Below are 17,489 nucleotides of genomic sequence, written 5' to 3'. Positions count from 1 at the left end.
TGGGGTTTGGTGCCGCTGGCTTTGGGGAGTGTGTTGTGGGCAAGCATCAAGATTCAGGCCGGGTTGTTGACCTGGTACGCACCAATGGGTTCCGACGAATCCTTATGTCCGGGTGCCTCGCGGTCTTGATATTCGTCGCCTTTGGTTTCCAGGCGCCAAATTCCTTCACCTCGGCATCCGTCAACGGCTCGTTGGCCCAAGGCGTTGTAGGCCCCACCCAACTTGGCGGATTGGTGCCGCCGGAAGCCGAAACCACGGTCATCGACCTCCTCCCGGAGCCTCCTGAACAACTTCCCGGCACGCCCATGGTTTTCTTTGACCGTGCGCTGGTCCGCACTGTCGGCAAAGACGGCTCCTCCGGGCTGACCGTAGCCTCTGCCGGATTGTCACGCCCGGCCCAAGGCAGCCTGTACTCACCCCTTGAGGTCCTGAACCCGAGTTCGCCGTACGGCTACCGCATCAACCCGCTGACCGGACTTCCCGGCGAATTCCACTGGGGCCAGGACTACGCGGCCGCTTGCGGTACGCGTGTCTACGCCGCCGACGCCGGAGTGGTCCGCGCAGTCGGCTGGCACCTCTGGGGCGGCGGCAACCGCGTGGAAATTGAGCACGGCAACGGCCTCGTCACCACCTACAACCACCTCCAGGCCATCGGCGTCACACAGGGACAGTCCGTCCGCGTCGGTGAAGTCATTGCAGAGGTGGGAACCACGGGCTGGTCCACAGGTTGCCACCTCCACTTCGAGACGATCGTCAACGGCCTCCACACCAACCCGAACAACTGGACGCTCCTGCCCATCCACCAGGTGGATCCGCTCCAAAGCATCACCATGGTGAGCTACCAGCCCGGCGTTGGCACCGGCGCCTCCGCTTCACCGCAGTGGGCAGTGCCCGTGTCCGGCAGCGACCAGCGTGCCGTGATCGGCGGCGAACACGAGGAATCTGTGGCTCCGCCCGTGACGGTCCCGCCGACCACAGCACCCACCACGCCGACTGTTTCGACGCCGCCTGTCACCTCGACGCCGACGCCGACACCGACCGCGACGGCTACGCCAACACCGACCGCGACCGCTACGCCGACCGCGACGGCTACGCCAACACCGACCGCGACCGCTACGCCGACCGCGACGGCTACGGCTACGCCGACCGCGACGGCTACGGCTACGGCAACGCCGACACCGACCGCTACGCCGACTCCAACGGCCACAGCGACGCCAACGCCTTCGACGACGACTCCCGCACCGACCACCACAGCACCGGCAGCGCCCGCCACCACCACGACGACCGCCCCCGCCACCTTGACGGCACCTGTAACGGTTGCAGCGCCCCCTGCTCCGGAGAGCGCTGCGGCGCCGGCACCCGCCGTCGAACCTGTCGTTGAACCCGCACCTGCGGTTGCGCCAGTCGTTGAGCCCGCACCTGCGGTTGCCCCAGCCGTTGAACCGGCTCCTGCCGTCGCCCCTGTTGTGGAGCCCGCGCCGGTGGTGGCTCCAGTGGCAACAGTGGCGCCGGCACCGGTGGCGCCGGTTCCCGTAGCGCCCGTTCAAGTGACGCCCGCGATCGTTCCAACGGTGGTCCTTCCGCCGGGCTACGTCCTGGTGGCGCCTGATCTGGTGCTGACGCCGGAGGGCGTGATTGTCCCCCTTGCGAGTCTCCTGATCACGCCGTAGCCAGCCATGAACAGGCCATCGGGTCAGCTCAAGTTCTCAGGCGATTCGCGACGGACCAACAGCGACCGTAGACTCGGTGACGGCAATTCCGCCAGCCGACGTCGTCAGGAAGCACTTAATGACCGCCCTCTACAGCATCCCCCTCACGTTCAACGATGGTTCGGAAGCGGACTTCAGCCGCTTCGAGGGGAAAGCAGTCTTGGTGGTCAACGTTGCCTCGAAGTGCGGTTACACGCGTCAGTATTCGGGCCTGGAGGAACTCTACGGCCGGTATCGCGAGCAGGGCTTCGAGGTCCTGGGCGTGCCATGCAACCAGTTCGGCGGCCAGGAGCCGGGCGCCGACGATGAGATTGCCGAGTTCTGTGAGCGAAACTTCGGGGTCTCGTTCCCGCTGACCACCAAGGCTAACGTCCTTGGCAAGGAACAGCACCCCTTGTTCACAGAATTGACCACGCCTGAAGCCGGGGCAGAGCGGGTCAAAGTGAAGTGGAACTTCGAGAAGTTTGTGGTCAACCGCAGTGGTGAGTTGGTGGCCCGGTTCCCTTCCGCCGTCGAGCCTGACTCGGAAGAACTGGTCGAAGCGGTCGAAATGGCGCTTTCCCAAGCGTCAAACTAAGCCGCTGACAACAGCAGTCGATTCCGCGGAATTCACGTAATTTTCCAACATTCCGCCCCAAGTTCGCCTGTTGTTGGCCTCTTGTCTGGTTGGATTGGCCCTACTGGGGGATGACACGGGAGGCGCCGCCTCCCACCAACCGCTAAGGCTAGTCATGGAGTTCATCGAAGCCGAGTACCCCAAACCAGGTCATGTGCTGTTGCATCTGAGTGATCTGCATTTGGTGGGCGGCCCCGGCACACTCTACGGTTCAGTGGACAGTGCGCTCAGACTGCAGGAAATCTTCGACCAGATCGTCGCATCCAAGCTCAACCCCGACGCGATCATCTTCACAGGTGATCTCGCGGACACAGGCGAAACCGCGGCCTACAGGCTGCTTCGCGAGATGGTCGAACCCGTTTGCGAGACGCTCGGGGCAAAGGCCATCTGGGCCATGGGAAACCATGACAATCGCGCGAACTTCCGTACCGCATTCATGGATGCGTCCGAGGACAGCAAGCCCCAAGACCCCGTGGACCGCAGCTACTTTGTCAACGGGCTCAGGATCATCACGCTGGACACCACCGTTCCCGGCTACCACCACGGCGAATTGTCCGACTCGCAGCTCGAGTGGCTCGCCGACGAGCTGGCGACGCCGGCCCCGGACGGCACCATCCTGGCCCTGCACCACCCACCAGTACCGTGCGTCCAGGACCTCGCAGTCTTGGTGGAGCTGCGTGGCCAAGCCGAGCTGGCCGCCGTCGTTCGCAATTCAGATGTCCGCACCATCCTGGGCGGTCACCTGCACTACTCCACGACGGCGGGCTTCGCCGGCATTCCGGTGTCCGTCGCCTCCGCCACGTGCTACACGCAGGACCTTGGCGTGAGGGCTGGGGGCCAGCGCGGCCGCGACGGCGCGCAGGCCTACAATATGGTCCACGTCTACGAACACACGATCGTTCACTCGGTGGTTCCGATGTCCGGGGGCGTCACAGTGGGCGAACCCGTGGACGCGGCCGAGGTTCAGCGCAGGCTGGCTGCGGCCGGTATCCGCATTCCGCGGCGATCGCGGGTGCAAGCCGCTGTCCCCCAAGCGGAGCTCGTGGACCGCGACTGACGTTCACCGGCCGAAGCCAAGCACCTACTTCTCCCAGGGCGCCTTGACCGGGAAGTACTTCTCCATGAAGTCCGTCACCAGGTCCGCGCGTTCGTCCGCCTCTACCTCAGGGAAACTGCCGTCGTTGAGGCAGAAGAAGTCCATGTTTCGCTTGGCCAGGAGCTTGGGCAAATAGTGCAGCCCGGCCCACAAGGTGGTGTCCACATACCGCACCCTGGCGCTGGTCTGGGTCACCGCGCGGCCCGTCAGCAGCGCGTAGTAGTGGTAGAACGAGTTGGTGACGGAGATGTTGTCAGCGGCACGGAACCGGCTGGCAGCTGTCTTGGTGAACTCGGCAGGGAACTCGCGCTCCATTTCTGCCACGACGCTCCGCCGCAACGGGGCCGCAGTGTGTTCCAGGTGCCTCGTGGTGATCCTGCCGAAGCGTTCCCACAGCAGCTTGCGGTTGACCCTGGCGGCGTTCTCGAAACCGCTGCGCTCGGTATCGTTCTCGCCGAGCCCGATCCGCGTTTCTGCTTCGATGAATTTGGTGATGCCTCCGGGCGTGAAGAACATGTCCGGGCTGACGGGGCGGCCAAAGAACATGTCGTCATTGGAGTAGAGGAAGTGCTCCGACAGGTCCTTGATGTGGTGCAACTGGGATTCCACGGCCTGCGAATTGTGCGTTGGCAGCACAGAGGGATCGGCGAAGAATTCTTCACTCCGGACGATCGTCACCGAGGGGTGCTCGGCCAGCCATGAAGGCGTGGGTGAATCGGTGACGATGAAGATGCGGCGGACCCAAGGCGCGAACATGTGGACCGAGCGCAGGGCGTACTTGAGCTCGTTGATCTGCCGGTAGCGTGCCTCATGCGCGTCGCCTTCGCCAAGGACGGCATCTGCCTGCTGGGAGCGTCGAGCCGCGATGTAGGCGGGATCGCTGCCGTCAACCCAGGAGAAGACTATGTCGATGTCGAAGTCGATGTCGCTCGCGTGGTCCGCAAACATGTTCTCGATGGTTGGCCACGTGAGGCCGTGTCGCTGCACAGTGCCCCGTACGGCGTCCTGCCGCAGCATGGTGCGGCGGGTCAGGGAGTTCTCCACGGGCAGTTCCAGATGGTCGCCCTCGAAGCGCCAGAGCTCCAACTGGACGCCGAGGCCCGGGCCGTAAGACAAACCGCCGCCGGGTTCCACCCTGGGGCGGTACAAGCGGAAGATCCGGGCTTTCCTGTTGGCGGACAGCTCGCCGTCGGCCACGAGCACCGACGACTTCTTCCGGGCGTCAACGGTCATGGAATAGAACGGTTCGTTGCGGAAGGCAGTAACCAGTGCTTCGCGGAGCTCCTTGCGGTGCTCCCAATCGACGGCGATGACCGGCCTTTCGTCGTTGCCGCGCACCAGGATGAAGTCGACGCCGGCAGTGTCCAAGGCCGCTCGAATGGCGAGCAGGTCCACCACCATGGCCTGCTGTGGCGTGAGATCGGCGTTGACGAGGGCGTACCGCCCGCGGTGACGGACGACGTCGGACCTGTGCTTTAGGTGGGCAACAACGGCAGGCGAGACCGCCTCGGCGATCGCGTCTTCTTCTACGGTGGGGCTGCCGTGGTAAATCGGATCGACCTGTGCTTGAGTGATGGCTGTTTCTCCGAACTGCTCTGGGGTGGAATGCAGAATGCTAGATGGCAAGCGCCTCGCGCCAGCTGCGCAGGAAGGCGCCGCCGGCGTCGTCGTGGATGACGTCGTCCGCGAGGTCGAGGTCGGCAGCCGTCAGGATGGTGTAGGGCTTGACCGGAACGCCGTCTGCGGGACGGACGTCCACGTGCTTGACGTCGTGATCATTGTGATGGAGCCAGTCTGCCATGGCGTAGTCGGTGCGTGAGTCGCCCACCGTACGCCAAGCCAGAGGGGTGATGCCCTGGGCTGCAAGCAGCTCCACGGCGCGGCTTGCGCCGAGGTCCTTTCCGAGCCTGACCGACTCGATGTCCGTGGAGATGATAGTGGGGTCCAGACGGTAATCTGCGGCGTCGTCGGATTCCGGGGCGTGGTGATCCAGGATCGCCGCGTTGAGGCCGTGACGTCCCATGATGTCCAGGGCGTCGGCGTCGAAGAGTTTTTGCTCGGCCAGGTAATCCTCGCTGGTGACCTCCAAGTGCTGCTCCACTGAGACCATGGCGCGTTTAGTCTCGTCGAAGAACATGTGCGAGGCGTAGTCCTCGGCCACGAGCCTGCGAATATCGTCGCCGTAGGCCTTGGGGACCGCGAGCTCGTGGTCAACGTGGATCGGCCCCGGACCCGTTGCCGTGTAGCTGAACCACACTGCGCCCTTTTCGCAAATGGCATGGATGACCGTGCCGGATGGCATTCCGGCAGCAATCATGGGCTCCATGACTTGCTCGCTGATGAAGGCATCGGAGCGGCCCGTGTTGAAGATGACAGGAATGCCCGCGGCGGCCAGCGCCACGAGATCGGCGATGATGTCCGGTTTCACATCCCGCGTGACAGGGCTCGCGATCGGTCCGTCGACGTCGAGCAGCAGCGCAAGTGGCGGCGCTTTCTGAAGAGGGGTGCGGTCAGTGCCGTGGAGCGGTTGAGTCATGCTCCCATTCTGTCAGTCCATGCGGTTTGCATCACAGCTATGACGCGCGACGTCGGATAGTCACCTTTTGGCCACAACCTGCCTGTGCCGGGGCTCACAAGTTCCGTTGGGGCTGCTTCTTCCATAGGCTTGCAGAGTGATCTTCAAAGCTGTGGGCGAGGGACGCCCGTACCCTGACCATGGATACTCCGCGCCTCGCGATTGGGCCGCGCTGCCCCCGCGCCCCGTCCGCCTGGACGAACTCGTAACCACCAAGCGAACCCTTGATTTGGAGGCTTTGTTGGCTGAGGATTCAACATTTTTCGGCGACCTGTTCCCGCACGTTGTCCAGTACCAGGGCGTCATGTACCTCGAAGATGGCCTCCATAGAGCGGTCCGCACGGCGCTCCACCAAAGGACGGCGATCCACGCACGCGTGCTGGTCATCGATGGCTAGGCCTGAGGCTCCGGAGCAGGAAATGACCGAACCGGTTCTCGGGAGCGGAGCACCAGCGGATGCCACTGAGCAGCCCAAGGCCCGCCCAAAAAAACGCAAGCGTCCCAAAGATGTGACGCGCCTCCACGGCCACCATGTGGTGACCGGACCTGAACTGCGGGCCACGTTCGCCGTGGATTCACAACCGCACCGCGGCCGCTTCGGACGCCGCCTGTTCCACGGCATTGTCCTGGTCCTGCTCGTCGGCGTCATCGCTGCCGGCGCGGTGGGTGCGTGGGCCATCATGAACGGGCTCATCAAGATCCCCACTGCAATCGCCAGCAAGGCGCCTACCAGCCTGTGCCCCACCACGACGTTCGACTACCTTCCGAACGACCAAGTGACCCTCAACGTTTTCAACGCCACCTCCAGGGGCGGATTGGCCCGAACCATCGCGGATCAATTCACCGCGCGCGGCTTTAAAGTGGGCTCCGTGGACAACAGCGACACCGGCTATTCCGGCATTGGCATAGTGATCTCCGGCGTCAAGGGCGAGGCCGCTGCGTTCAACGTCCAGCGCAACCTTGCCGGGACGGACTACTTCCAAGACAACCGTGAAGATGCCTCGGTGGACGTTGTGTTGACTCCGGGTTTCGAGGGCCTGGTGGAACCGCAGCTGGTGGATCAGACTCCCGGCATGCTGGCTTGTCCCCGCGAAAACCTGCGGATCGCCGACAATTCCAAGTGGCCGATCATCCTTACCCCGGCACCGAAGCCCTAGTCGTGTCTTAGAGGGCAGCTTCGTCCAGGCGAAGAGGGCGGCCGTCTTCGCCGAAGCGCGCCCCGGCGCCGAGCTGGATGAACCGCACCGTTTGAGCGATCTGTCCCTCCTGCGCGGCCAGGCTCTCGACGTCGGTGGTCGGGGCAGTCTGGGGAGTCTCGCCGTCGGGCGTTCGGTTGCGTCGTGCGGCGCTGGCGGACAGTGTGCCGTGAATGAGCCGTGCGAGTTGCGTGACGTCGATGTCCGGCAAATAGCCCTGCTGGACGCCATCGCTGAGGATGTCCTGGAGCAGGACGTTCAAGTCGCCCACGTGGTCCGCGAGCTTGGAGAACGAACCAGGGGAGAGTACCGCCGCCATGGCCGGTCCTGGTGGCAGGTGGCGCCGGCTGAGGTCCTCCACCTGGGCGCGGACGTACAGTGCCAGCCTGTCCACAGGATTCTCGAGCGCCGCCAGAGAATCGCGAAGGTCCACGATGAAACGCTCAGTCTCGTCCAAAGCGTACGCGATGAGCAGTTGCTCCATGTCCGCATAGTAGTTGTAGACGGCGGTTCGTCCCACCCCGGCATGGCGTGCGACGTCGGTCATGGTCAGCCCCGGAAGTCCGTGGGTGAAGAGCAGTTCACCGAAGGCCTTCAGAATCCGACGTTGGGTCTCGGCGCGTTGGGCAGCATTCGTGGCGGCCGTGATCCTTGGCATATAGACACTTTACAGGGATCTGTCAGCAAACTGGTGCTGCCTGAATCAGTGTCCTTTCTTGTCGGCGAAAAGGATCGCATCAAGGGACTCGGGCCCAACCAGAGGGGGTTCAATCGACTACTGCGGCGAAGACAACCAGGCGCATGCGACGCGACGCCGAGCCGCAATGTAGCGACGATGCGGCGCGCCGGGATACCAACCCCTTTGTTCCCGTCGGAGGCCCGGCTGATCAGGCGCTGGACACGGTGGATGTGGTCCGGGTGCCGCGATTCGATTAGATCCAGCAGTGGTGAACGTGCCCGAGTACGAGGCGCCCGAGTTGTCCCACCTGCACCCGAGCGTGCGGGACACGGCCCGGTTGCCTGCGAACGAACGGGCGAACTGATCCGGGCCGACCGGTGGATCGGCTATCCGTGCGCGGTGGAGGTGGTGGCCCGTCTGGAGGCCCTGCTGTGATGGCCGGAGAAACGGCGAATGCCGACCGTGTTGCTGATCGGTCCGACGAACAACGGCAGGTCGATGTTTGTGGAAAAGTTTCGCCGGGGGCCGGCCTGTGGACGGGGCAGGCCGGGAAGACATTCCGGTGATGTGCGGGCACATACCGTCCGAGCCTTGCGTCGCGCGCTTCTACATCGCGCCGAACGCGGCTAGTTCGTCGATGAGGAAGAGTAGGAGATAGGCGTACATCGCTTCGCGATGGCCATCCCCAATGCGCCGAGGGCGGCGGTGATTTCCGTCTCTGGCCCCGCCTCCTGGATGGACCAGTCCTTCGCTGGCGGCGTGGCGCGGCTGCTTCGGGAGGCGGCCCAGACGATCTCCGAGGAGCTCAACCAGAACTGACGACGCCTGTGTTGGCGCGGACTGGCAGTTGCCGCCTCCATTTTCAGTGGAAAAGCGGCAACAACTGCCAGCCCGCTGAGGGGGTCAGCTCAATGCGCCGTCGTTCGCCTCGACACCGTTCGGCTCAAGGTTGATCATCGGCGTGCTCTTCTCAAAGGACCAGAAGGCCACCAGGCCCAGTGCGCAGCCAAGGAACCAGCTGTAGTTGCCAATCCAGGTGGCGTTGACGGTCGTTGCGCCTGAATCCAGCAGCATCTTGGGGATCAGGACCGAAGCGATCGAGATGACTCCGCTGACGGCCACGGCTTTGATCGCGTTGGGGTTGTAGCCGTTGCGGAACCAGTACTTTCCACTCGGCTTCATCGTGTACATGTCCTCCACCCACACTTTCTGTTTGCCCACCAAGTAGTACCCGGCTATCAGGATGCCGAAGAGCGGGCCGATCAAGGCGCCCAGCACCCCGAGTGTGTAGTGAATGGCGTCATTGTTTGAGTACCAGTTCCACGGGGTCAGGATGACGGATCCGACGGCGGCAATCATGCCGCCCATGCGCCAGCTGATCTTCTGCGGGCTCACGTTGGAGAAATCAAATGCCGGTGAGATGAAGTTGGCCACGATGTTAATGCCGACAGTTGCGATGACAAAGGTCAGCCCGCCCAGCAGCACCGCGAAAACTGAGTCGATTTCCTGCACAGTCTTGACCGGATCGGTGATGAGGTGCCCGAAGACGGGGATCGTGGCCGACGCCGTAATGACGGTCAGCAGCGAGAAGAACAGGAAGTTGACGGGAAGGCCCAGGAGATTGCCCTTCTTGACCGCTTTGAAGCTCTTCCCGTAGCGGGCGAAATCGCCGAAGTTGAGCATGGGGCCCGAGAAGTAGGACACCACGAGCGCAATCGCGGAGATCATGACCGGGATGGATGCCGCGAAGTCGAGTGGCTCACCGGCGGACAGGTTGAGGCTGATGTTGCCGATGCCGGCCTGGGAGACCAGGTAGATGGCCAAGATGAGCATGACGACGTACACGGCGGGGCCGGCGAAGTCAATGAACTTGCGGATACTTTCCATCCCGTTCCAGAACAACGCAGCCTGGGCCACCCAAAGGATGCCGTAGCAAATCCACCCCAAGGCCGAGAGGCCCAGGAAACCGTACTGTTGGGTGTCGTAGAGCGGTGTCATGGCCGGGAAGAATTTAAGGAACACGATCACGAGGGCCTCTGACGCGAGGAAGGTCTGCACCCCGTACCAGGCGACGGCGATCAGGCCGCGGATGATGGCGGGGATGTTGGCGCCTTTGACACCGAAGACGGCCCGGTTTATCACCGGGTACGGAACGCCGGTTTTCTGGCTGGGTTTGGCCACCAGGTTGCAGAAAATCTGAACGATCACGATGCCCGCCAACAGCGCAACGAGAACCTGCCAGCTGGCGAGGCCCAGCGCGAAGAGGCTTCCGGCCGTAACGTAGCCACCAATGCTGTGGACATCGGACATCCAGAACGCGAAAAGGTTGTACGTCGTCCAGCGCTGACTTTTCAGCGGCGCAAGGTCGTCATTGCTGAGTCGTGGATCGCGGGCGGGGCCAAGGCCGGGGGCGGCGAGGGCGTCGTTGGGTACCGCAGTAGTCTGGGGGTCTGGCATGGTGTCCTCTAATCGGTCTGGGTCCCGGCTGGTTCAGCCGTTCCATGTTCTCAATTAGATGAAACCAAAGTTTCATCGCTGTTTCGACGGCGCTACATCCTGTTTACAATTCCTAACGCCGTTCGATCTCCCGCAGCGAATCGTAGACGCCGGTGATTTCCCTGACACGGTCCCGCCCGGGGCGGCCGCGGCCGGCGAGCACTCCGTTGGCGAGAACGCTCATGAGGCTCATGGCTGTGGCGTAGCTGTCGAAGGCTGCACTGCCCTCCAACGGGCACTCGATCCAGATCGAAGCCTCCGCGGCAAGCCAGCGGGCGCTGGGGTCTGCGATCAGGATGGTACTTGCACCCGTGGCAGCGGCAGCTTTCAGCGCACTGTGGAAACCCTCCGGCCGGCGCCGGAATCCGAGCAGGACGACGACGTCCGCCTCGCCCATCCCCGCGAGTTCTTCCCCGACGCTTTGACCCGGCTGTGGTGCCAGGGCTACTGCAGGCCGGCACTGCAGTAGTTGCTGCCTAAGGTGCAGAGCCAGCGGGAAACTGTTGCGGAATCCGAGTACCAGAACGTTCCGGGCCCCGGCCAGCAACCTGGTCGCTTCCTGCAGCCGTGCATCTTCAAGACCTTCAAAAAGCCGCTTCAGGTTCTGGTGCTCCAAGGCAAGATGCTGGGGCAGGCCGCCATCGGCCCCTTGGGCGGCAAGCGGCACCCCGCTGGATCGCAGGCTCCGGATGTGCTCCTTGACTTCGTTGTAGTCGGCAAATCCCAGGCGGCGGAAAAGCCGGCTCATGGTGGCCTTGGAAACGCCGCTCAACTCGGCGAGTTCGGCCGCGTTGTAGACCGCCAGATCGCCCAGGCGGTCCAGCAAGGTGTCCGCGGCCTTTCGCTCCTGTGGCCCCAGCTCCGGATAGTGCCGTTCGATTCGCTCATCGATCCTCATGAAACAACCGTCTCACGCCGCACCGGTCGAACGCACGGACTGCTGCGGCTGCGGCCGTGGCCGCAGCGCAAAAGAGGTCAGGACTGAGTGGGTCGGGTCGTCGCCCAACGGACCACCGCGGGCGGAGGGACAACGAAGCTAGCGTTCATCATCGGTGACAGCATCAAACGCCGCTCAAACCATGACCCTGCCCAACACCTGCACGGGCATGAACATCACCACTCTTGTCCGCTCAGGCACGCACAAAAAACCATGCTTCCCGGTCAACCTCCACCCCGCCACGGCCGAACTCCGCTGCACGCCAGGCTGACGGAACCGATGCCTCGTCAATGTCATTCCGAAGGAGCTGGCGTCGACCGCGCGGACCGTCCAGCATGGCGAGGGCATCAAGCATGGGCTGTCGTGTTGCTGTTGCCTGCAACGGCAATGTGTTGGCCAACAGCCCAAGGAGCGGGGCAATGGTTCGATATCGGTGGGCCACTTGCTGACGCATAGCGCCCCCAGCCTTGACGCGTTCCGGGATGAGAACACCGACCGTGTCGGCATACCGCGCGACCTGATCCCGTGCGGCGACCTTTTCCAACCGAGCCCATATCGTCGCTACATCGATCCGTTGGCCCCCTCTTTCACCACAGAGACCAATTCTCGGCCGACCCGGGCAAGAATTGCTGAGGCCTCTTCAGTTCCGGCAGTGACTCCAACCGGGAGGCGGCTGCAGCCGTCTTTGAGGGGACCAATACCTTCGATGCCGTCAGCGCATCAAATAAATCCAACGCGTCATCGACCGCCGACGCAGACAAAGTGTCCAGGGTAGCCAACAGCGTCGACGTGCGACGCGGCTCTGCCAACCGGCGCGGCGACTGTGCCTTCGCCGCCAACCCACACCGCGCCAGCGTCCGTGGCCGGGATGCCGGCGACTGTGAAGTGTCCACCTTGCCAACCCCGAGAGCCCGGATTTGCCCTACCCTGCGCAGTGCCTGATTCATTGTCGGCACAGATAACCTCACAGGCCCGGAACGCAATACTTCCAACCGGGACACGGGTGCCCTCATCAACTGCCGGCAGTCCACGCAGCCGGGCGGCGACTGAGTATCCCGGCTTCGCTGCTTCGGCAAGCAGCTCGTACAGTTCCGACACGGCACGTTCCCGAGCGGCCTGAACAGTCTTCGATAGCCTCGTCACTCCGGGCCGGAGGATCTGTCTCCGACGTAACCAGAGCACCGCATGGGTGAACAACGCTGTCGGCCCCTCACCCTGCGGCCAAGCCCGCGAGTAAACGAAGTCGCTCGGATCCTCAACTGCAGGTCCAGTAAAGTCCTCGTAGCCTTAGAGCCGGCGGATCTCCCGCGCATGGGCGTTCGGAGTCGCAACCCGCTCGGGGTACCGCTTGATGACCGACAGATCGGCGACTCCGAGCTACGCCGCCAAATAGTCCACCACGGACCATGGCACATCACTCGGATCCCACTGAAACGCCCCCAGGAAGTGCACTGTTCCAACCTGGGACCGGATGGTCGTTCGGTGTGGGATACCGGTGTCAATGCACGCCTTCTGCCATCCGAATTGCCAAACATTTGCTGTACATTTTCCTTATGGAAAATCACGTACCCCGCAGCGCCAATTTAATGGATGTGGCCCGTCTCGCGGGCGTATCGCGTTCGACGGCGGCCAGGGCCTTGGGTGGGTATGGTTCAGTCAGCCAGGACTTGGTGGACATGGTGGTTGCGGCCGCGGAAACCCTGGGATACAGGGGCAACGCATTGGCCCGAAGCGTGAGTTCAGGCCGCTCGCACACCATTGGGGTGGTTGTGAGTGACATTGAGAATCCCCACTTCGCCAGGGCAGTCCGAGGCATGACTGACGCCGCCAAAGTAGCGGGTTTTGACGTGATCCTTGCCAATACCGATGAAAACGTTGCGGCCGAGAGGGCTGCCGTTCAGGTGTTCCTGGATAAGCGGGTGGACGGCTTGATTGTGGCGTCAACCACGCGGAGTGACTCGGCCCATCTGTTGGACGTTGTGCGGATGGGCAGGCCGCTGGTCCTCTTCGACAGGCAACCCGACGACGTTGAGGCCGACTGGGTAGGCACGGATTGCCATGGGGATGCCAAAGCGGTCATGGAATTCCTGGTTGAGCGCGGGCATACGCATGTGGCGTTCCTGTCGGCAACCACCAAAACCCCGGCTGAACTCGAAGCCGGGCATCCATTGCCCATCTCCACCATTGCAGACAGGGTGCGGGCCGTTCGCGAAGTGGCAACAGCCGCGGGCGTGAAGTATGAATTTATCTCCGACGCCATGTCGCCGGAGAAAACCAAGGAAATCGTCGCCGCCCTCCTTGTTCGGGAAGATCGCCCAACCGCCGTGATTGCGTCCTACAGCCGGGTTGCCCTCCCCGCATTCCAAGCCATCCGCGACGCCGGGCTCAGCGTTCCGGACGATATCTCCTTGGTCTGCCTGGATGATGCCGACTGGATGACGGTCAGCTGCCCGGAGATTTCGGCGGTTTCACTGCAGCCTTACAGCATGGGTGTGCGGGCCGCGGAAGTCCTTTTGGGTCGTATCGAGGGCCGGGGGCCCCTATCGAGGAAACATCTCCTGCCCGCGGAGTTCACGCACAGGGCCTCCGTTGCGAACTTGGCGGCCGCAAAGATCTAAACGCGCTTTAAACTGGCCGGCTGAGCGGATAGTCGGAGCCCGCGGCAGACTGCCGGCGGGCCCTTTGTTGTGCTCTCGCGCGGAGCGCAAGTTCCGCGGAACACCGGGCTTCGCTGGGGTGTCCGGTAAAAAACAATTGCTGGAGATACCGGTGTCTCATACCATGGTTTCAATGCAAGATACCGGTATCTGAATCAGGCATTTGCAAGTGGGAGACCAGTCTCCAATAGAACAGAATCGCGACGTAACCGATCTGAAACAACTCCGAAACCATTGACAATTACGGTTTACTCCAGAAATACTTTCGTTGCATGAAGTGACACCGATCACTTCCCAGCAACTTTTCCTCTAGGAGCCATACCCATGAAAGAACAAACGAAGCTTTGGGGCGGCCGGTTTGCCGGCGCTTCCAGCCCGGAACTCACCCGCTTCTCACGGTCGGATCCCCGCTACTTCCGCATGGCGCCGTATGATCTGCATGGTTCCCGGGCGCACGTCCGCGAATTGAACCGTTCAGGTCTCATTGACGACGCCGAGTTGGTCGCCTTCCTCGACACGATTGACGCAGTGGCCCGCGACATCCAGGAAGATCGCGTAGCACCGCAGGAAGCGGACGAAGACGTCCACACCTTCCTGGAGCGGCTCCTGATTGAGCGCATGGGTCCCACTGGCGGCAAGATCAGGGCCGGGCGTTCGCGCAACGACCAGGCAGCCAACGATCTCAGGCTCTACATGCGGGACAAAGTGCGCACGGTCAGCGAACTTCTCATCGACCTCACACAGGCCTTGGCCAGCCAGGCCGAGCAGCACTTGAGGACGCCGGTTCCCGGATTCACGCATCTTCAGTCAGCGCAGCCCGTCGTGTTCGCCCACCAGATCCTCGCCCACGCCCAACCCCTGGTCCGGGACCTCAACCGCTTCCAGGACTGGGATCGCCGAGCTGCTGTCTCGCCGCTGGGCGCAGCCGCCTTGGCTGGATCCACGTTTGCCCTTAACCCCGAGCTGGCTGCCCTGGATCAGGGCTACGAGACCAGTGCCGAAAACTCCATCGACGCCGTCGGAAGCCGGGATGCCGCGATTGAGTTCCTCTTCGTCTGCTCCCTGTCGCTCATCGACATTTCGCGCCTCTGTGAAGAAATCATCTCCTGGGCATCGCAGCAATTCCGCTGGATCACCATGGATGATGCCTATTGCACCGGGAGCTCCATCATGCCGCAGAAGAAGAACCCGGATATCGCCGAGTTGGCGCGGGGGAAATCGGGACGCGTCCTGGGCGACCTCATGGGCTTGATGGCAGCTGTTAAATCGTTGCCGCTGGCCTACAACCGGGACCTCGCCGAGGACAAGAACGCTGTGATTGACGCAGTGGAGACCCTGGAGGTTACGCTGCCTGCGCTCAGCGGCCTGGTCCGGACCTTCACGGTCAACGTCGATGAAGTCCGTCGTCAGGCAACGGCCGGCTACACCCTGGCCACAGAAGTTGCGGATTGGCTGGCACGGCAAGGGACCCCTTTCAGCGAGGCACATGAGATCTCGGGGTCGCTGGTACGTTTCTGTGAGTCCCGGGGCCTGGACTACGACGACCTCAGTGATGAGCAGTTGGCATCGGTTGACCCCCGGCTGACGCCGGAAATCAGGACTGTCCTTACTCTGGAAGCAGCGCTGGATGCACATTCCGGATTCGGCGGCACCTCGCCCCAACGCGTGTCAGAGCAACTGACGCGGCTCCGGGCAAAGCTGGACCAGATCAAAAGCTGGACAGCCGATTACGACGGCCTGCGCGTCAGGCCGAACAACCAGGGCTGAACCATGGGCCCTTCAAGCGCAGGACGTTCAAGCGCAACAGATACCCTCCACGATCAGGAAAAAGCCATGAACACTCAAACCGAGCCGAGCGTTACGGGCGCAGCATCGGCCGACCTGAAAATCGTCCCCCGGCGGCACCTCGGCCGGTGGGCAGGCGCCGCCGCGGTGGTCCTGCTGCTGGTATGGCTGGGGGTCTCCTTCTCCCGGGCCAAGATTGACTGGCTCACTGTCCAGGAGTATCTCACAGTCCCCGTCCTCATCCAAGGCATCGGCGTAGCGCTCCTCCTCACGGCAGTGGCCATGGCTATCGGCCTGGTCCTGGGTGTTGTCACAGCGGTGATGCGTCTCTCCAAGAACCCTGTGGTCTCGGGCGTCGCCTGGTTGTACATCTGGGTGTTCCGTGGCACTCCCGTCTACCTGCAGCTCCTGATGTGGTTCAACCTGGCGCTCATCTTCCCGGTCATCGGTATTCCTGGCCTCTACTCAGGACGCATGATCGACATCCTGACGCCCTTTGTTGCGGCTTCCATCGGCCTTGGTTTGAACCAGGGCGCGTATACCTCGGAGGTGGTCCGTGGCGGCATCCTGTCCGTTGATGAGGGCCAGACCGAAGCAGCACAGGCTGTTGGGATGACGAGGCTGCAGGCCATGCGCAGGATCGTCCTGCCCCAGGCCATGCGGGTCATCATCCCACCGGTTGGCAACGAAGTGATCGGCATGCTGAAGACCACGTCCCTTGCCTCGGCAATCGGTGTCAGCGAAATCCTTTCCGAGGCACAACACATCTATTACGTGAACAACCGAATCATGGAACTGCTGATCGTCTGTGCCGTCTGGTACCTGGGCGCGGTGTCCATCCTGAGCATCGGCCAGTTCTACCTTGAACGCTTCTTCGCCAAGGGCTCCTCCAGCCGGCAACTCCCGCTGACGCCGTTCCAACGGGTGAAAAGCATCTTTGGCACCAACAGGAAGGCATTGTCATGACAACCAACGTTCTGGTCCGCGCCGAAAATGTGCACAAAAGCTTTGGCCTGAATGAAGTCCTCAAGGGAATAAACCTCGAGGTCAACAGCGGGGAGGTCGTGTGCCTCCTGGGAGCTTCCGGTTCAGGAAAGAGCACGTTCCTGCGCTGCATCAACCATCTGGAAACGCTCTCCAACGGGCGCATCTGGGTAGGCGAGAAGGTGGTGGGTTACCGACAGGATGGCAACCGCCTGTTCGAACTCTCGGACAAGGAGGCAGCCAGGCAGCGCTGTTCCATTGGCATGGTCTTCCAGCGGTTCAATCTTTTCCCGCACATGACCGTGCTGGAGAACATTATCGAAGGTCCGGTGCTGGTCAACAAGGTCAAACCGGCCGAAGCAAAACGGCATGCCTCGGAGTTGCTTGCCAGGGTGGGCCTGGAAGGGCGCGAGTCCTCCTACCCCCGGCAACTCTCCGGTGGCCAGCAGCAGCGAGTGGCCATCGCGAGGGCGCTGGCCATGAAACCCGAATTGATCCTCTTCGACGAGCCAACGTCCGCACTGGACCCCGAGCTTGTTGGTGAGGTGCTCGATGTCATGAAGGACCTGGCCAAGTCCGGCCTCACCATGATCGTGGTCACCCACGAAATCGGATTCGCCAAGGAAGTGGCGGACCGCGTCGCCTTCATGCACGGCGGCGAAATCGTAGAACTCGGGCCACCCGCAGAGGTCCTGGGAAATCCGCAGCACGAGCGCACCAAGGCCTTCCTTTCCCGCGTCTTCTAGACCCAACCCCCAA

Annotated in this window: 15 protein-coding genes and 2 pseudogenes; 10 read left to right on the top strand and 7 right to left on the bottom strand. The window is 62.6% G+C overall.

Annotation, left to right across the window (positions count from 1 at the left end; all coding sequences use genetic code 11):
* The first annotated feature begins 35 nt into the window (after positions 1-35).
* The 3 genes from ACIQC5_RS07905 (at position 36) to ACIQC5_RS07895 (ending at position 3,382) form a co-directional block, all read left to right on the top strand.
* Positions 36-1,670: a M23 family metallopeptidase gene (locus ACIQC5_RS07905; protein ID WP_400280229.1), complete on the top strand. Its 1,635-nt coding sequence runs from the start codon at positions 36-38 to the stop codon at positions 1,668-1,670.
* A gap of 118 nt (positions 1,671-1,788) precedes the next feature.
* Positions 1,789-2,286 carry a glutathione peroxidase gene (locus tag ACIQC5_RS07900; protein WP_400280227.1) on the top strand — a complete coding sequence of 166 codons (498 nt, stop codon included), beginning with the start codon at positions 1,789-1,791 and terminating at the stop codon, positions 2,284-2,286.
* Positions 2,287-2,440: 154 nt separating this feature from the next.
* The gene (locus ACIQC5_RS07895; protein ID WP_400280225.1) at positions 2,441-3,382 is read left to right on the top strand and encodes a phosphodiesterase; all 942 of its coding nucleotides are present in this window, start codon (positions 2,441-2,443) and stop codon (positions 3,380-3,382) included.
* A gap of 24 nt (positions 3,383-3,406) precedes the next feature.
* On the opposite strand, the gene ACIQC5_RS07890 is transcribed toward ACIQC5_RS07895, so the two are convergent.
* Together ACIQC5_RS07890 and ACIQC5_RS07885 are read right to left on the bottom strand one after the other, a co-directional pair.
* Positions 3,407-4,936, bottom strand: coding sequence for a stealth family protein (locus ACIQC5_RS07890; protein WP_400280877.1), 1,530 nt, complete (start codon positions 4,934-4,936; stop codon positions 3,407-3,409).
* Between the two features lie 100 nt (positions 4,937-5,036).
* On the bottom strand, positions 5,037-5,957 hold the full coding sequence (locus ACIQC5_RS07885) for a hypothetical protein (RefSeq protein WP_400280223.1): 921 nt from the start codon (positions 5,955-5,957) through the stop codon (positions 5,037-5,039).
* 136 nt (positions 5,958-6,093) lie between these two features.
* Between ACIQC5_RS07885 and ACIQC5_RS07880 the strand changes: the two genes are divergently transcribed.
* Together ACIQC5_RS07880 and ACIQC5_RS07875 are read left to right on the top strand one after the other, a co-directional pair.
* Positions 6,094-6,393 (top strand): type II toxin-antitoxin system VapB family antitoxin, encoded by a 300-nt coding sequence (locus ACIQC5_RS07880; RefSeq protein WP_021471645.1) that lies wholly within the window; start codon positions 6,094-6,096, stop codon positions 6,391-6,393.
* Positions 6,394-6,505: 112 nt separating this feature from the next.
* Positions 6,506-7,153, top strand: coding sequence for a LytR C-terminal domain-containing protein (locus tag ACIQC5_RS07875; protein ID WP_400280874.1), 648 nt, complete (start codon positions 6,506-6,508; stop codon positions 7,151-7,153).
* Positions 7,154-7,160: 7 nt separating this feature from the next.
* Here ACIQC5_RS07875 and ACIQC5_RS07870 read toward each other — a convergent pair whose 3' ends face one another.
* Positions 7,161-7,850, bottom strand: coding sequence for a TetR/AcrR family transcriptional regulator (locus ACIQC5_RS07870; protein WP_400280221.1), 690 nt, complete (start codon positions 7,848-7,850; stop codon positions 7,161-7,163).
* A 468-nt stretch (positions 7,851-8,318) separates the two neighbouring features.
* Between ACIQC5_RS07870 and ACIQC5_RS07865 the strand changes: the two are divergent.
* Positions 8,319-8,501, top strand: a pseudogene (locus ACIQC5_RS07865) (TniB family NTP-binding protein); the annotation flags it as partial.
* A 273-nt stretch (positions 8,502-8,774) separates the two neighbouring features.
* Here the strand turns inward: ACIQC5_RS07865 and ACIQC5_RS07860 are convergent.
* From ACIQC5_RS07860 to ACIQC5_RS07845, 4 genes and pseudogenes are all read right to left on the bottom strand, one after another.
* Complete coding sequence (locus ACIQC5_RS07860; RefSeq protein ID WP_400280219.1) at positions 8,775-10,328, bottom strand: NCS1 family nucleobase:cation symporter-1; 1,554 nt, start codon at positions 10,326-10,328, stop codon at positions 8,775-8,777.
* A gap of 112 nt (positions 10,329-10,440) precedes the next feature.
* Positions 10,441-11,265 (bottom strand): MurR/RpiR family transcriptional regulator, encoded by an 825-nt coding sequence (locus ACIQC5_RS07855; protein WP_400280217.1) that lies wholly within the window; start codon positions 11,263-11,265, stop codon positions 10,441-10,443.
* 232 nt (positions 11,266-11,497) lie between these two features.
* The gene (locus ACIQC5_RS07850; protein WP_400280215.1) at positions 11,498-11,758 is read right to left on the bottom strand and encodes a hypothetical protein; all 261 of its coding nucleotides are present in this window, start codon (positions 11,756-11,758) and stop codon (positions 11,498-11,500) included.
* 284 nt (positions 11,759-12,042) lie between these two features.
* Positions 12,043-12,579: pseudogene (locus tag ACIQC5_RS07845) on the bottom strand (hypothetical protein); the annotation flags it as partial.
* A gap of 278 nt (positions 12,580-12,857) precedes the next feature.
* On the opposite strand from ACIQC5_RS07845, the gene ACIQC5_RS07840 reads away from it, so the two are divergent.
* From ACIQC5_RS07840 to ACIQC5_RS07825, 4 genes are all read left to right on the top strand, one after another.
* Entirely contained in the window at positions 12,858-13,922 is a 1,065-nt protein-coding gene (locus ACIQC5_RS07840; protein ID WP_400280213.1) for a LacI family DNA-binding transcriptional regulator, read from the top strand.
* A 363-nt stretch (positions 13,923-14,285) separates the two neighbouring features.
* Positions 14,286-15,728, top strand: a complete 1,443-nt coding sequence (gene argH, locus ACIQC5_RS07835; protein WP_400280211.1) for an argininosuccinate lyase — start codon at positions 14,286-14,288, stop codon at positions 15,726-15,728.
* A gap of 66 nt (positions 15,729-15,794) precedes the next feature.
* Positions 15,795-16,712, top strand: a complete 918-nt coding sequence (locus ACIQC5_RS07830) for an amino acid ABC transporter permease (protein WP_400280209.1) — start codon at positions 15,795-15,797, stop codon at positions 16,710-16,712.
* A complete protein-coding gene (locus tag ACIQC5_RS07825) occupies positions 16,709-17,476 on the top strand; it encodes an amino acid ABC transporter ATP-binding protein (RefSeq protein ID WP_400280207.1) in 768 nt (255 codons plus the stop codon). The genes ACIQC5_RS07830 and ACIQC5_RS07825 overlap by 4 nt, the downstream gene beginning before the upstream one ends.
* Positions 17,477-17,489: the final 13 nt, after the last annotated feature.

The sequence above is a fragment of the Paenarthrobacter sp. NPDC092416 genome, from assembly GCF_044755025.1.
Taxonomy (GTDB): Bacteria; Actinomycetota; Actinomycetes; order Actinomycetales; family Micrococcaceae; genus Arthrobacter.
This window is presented reverse-complemented; position numbering and strand designations above follow the sequence as displayed.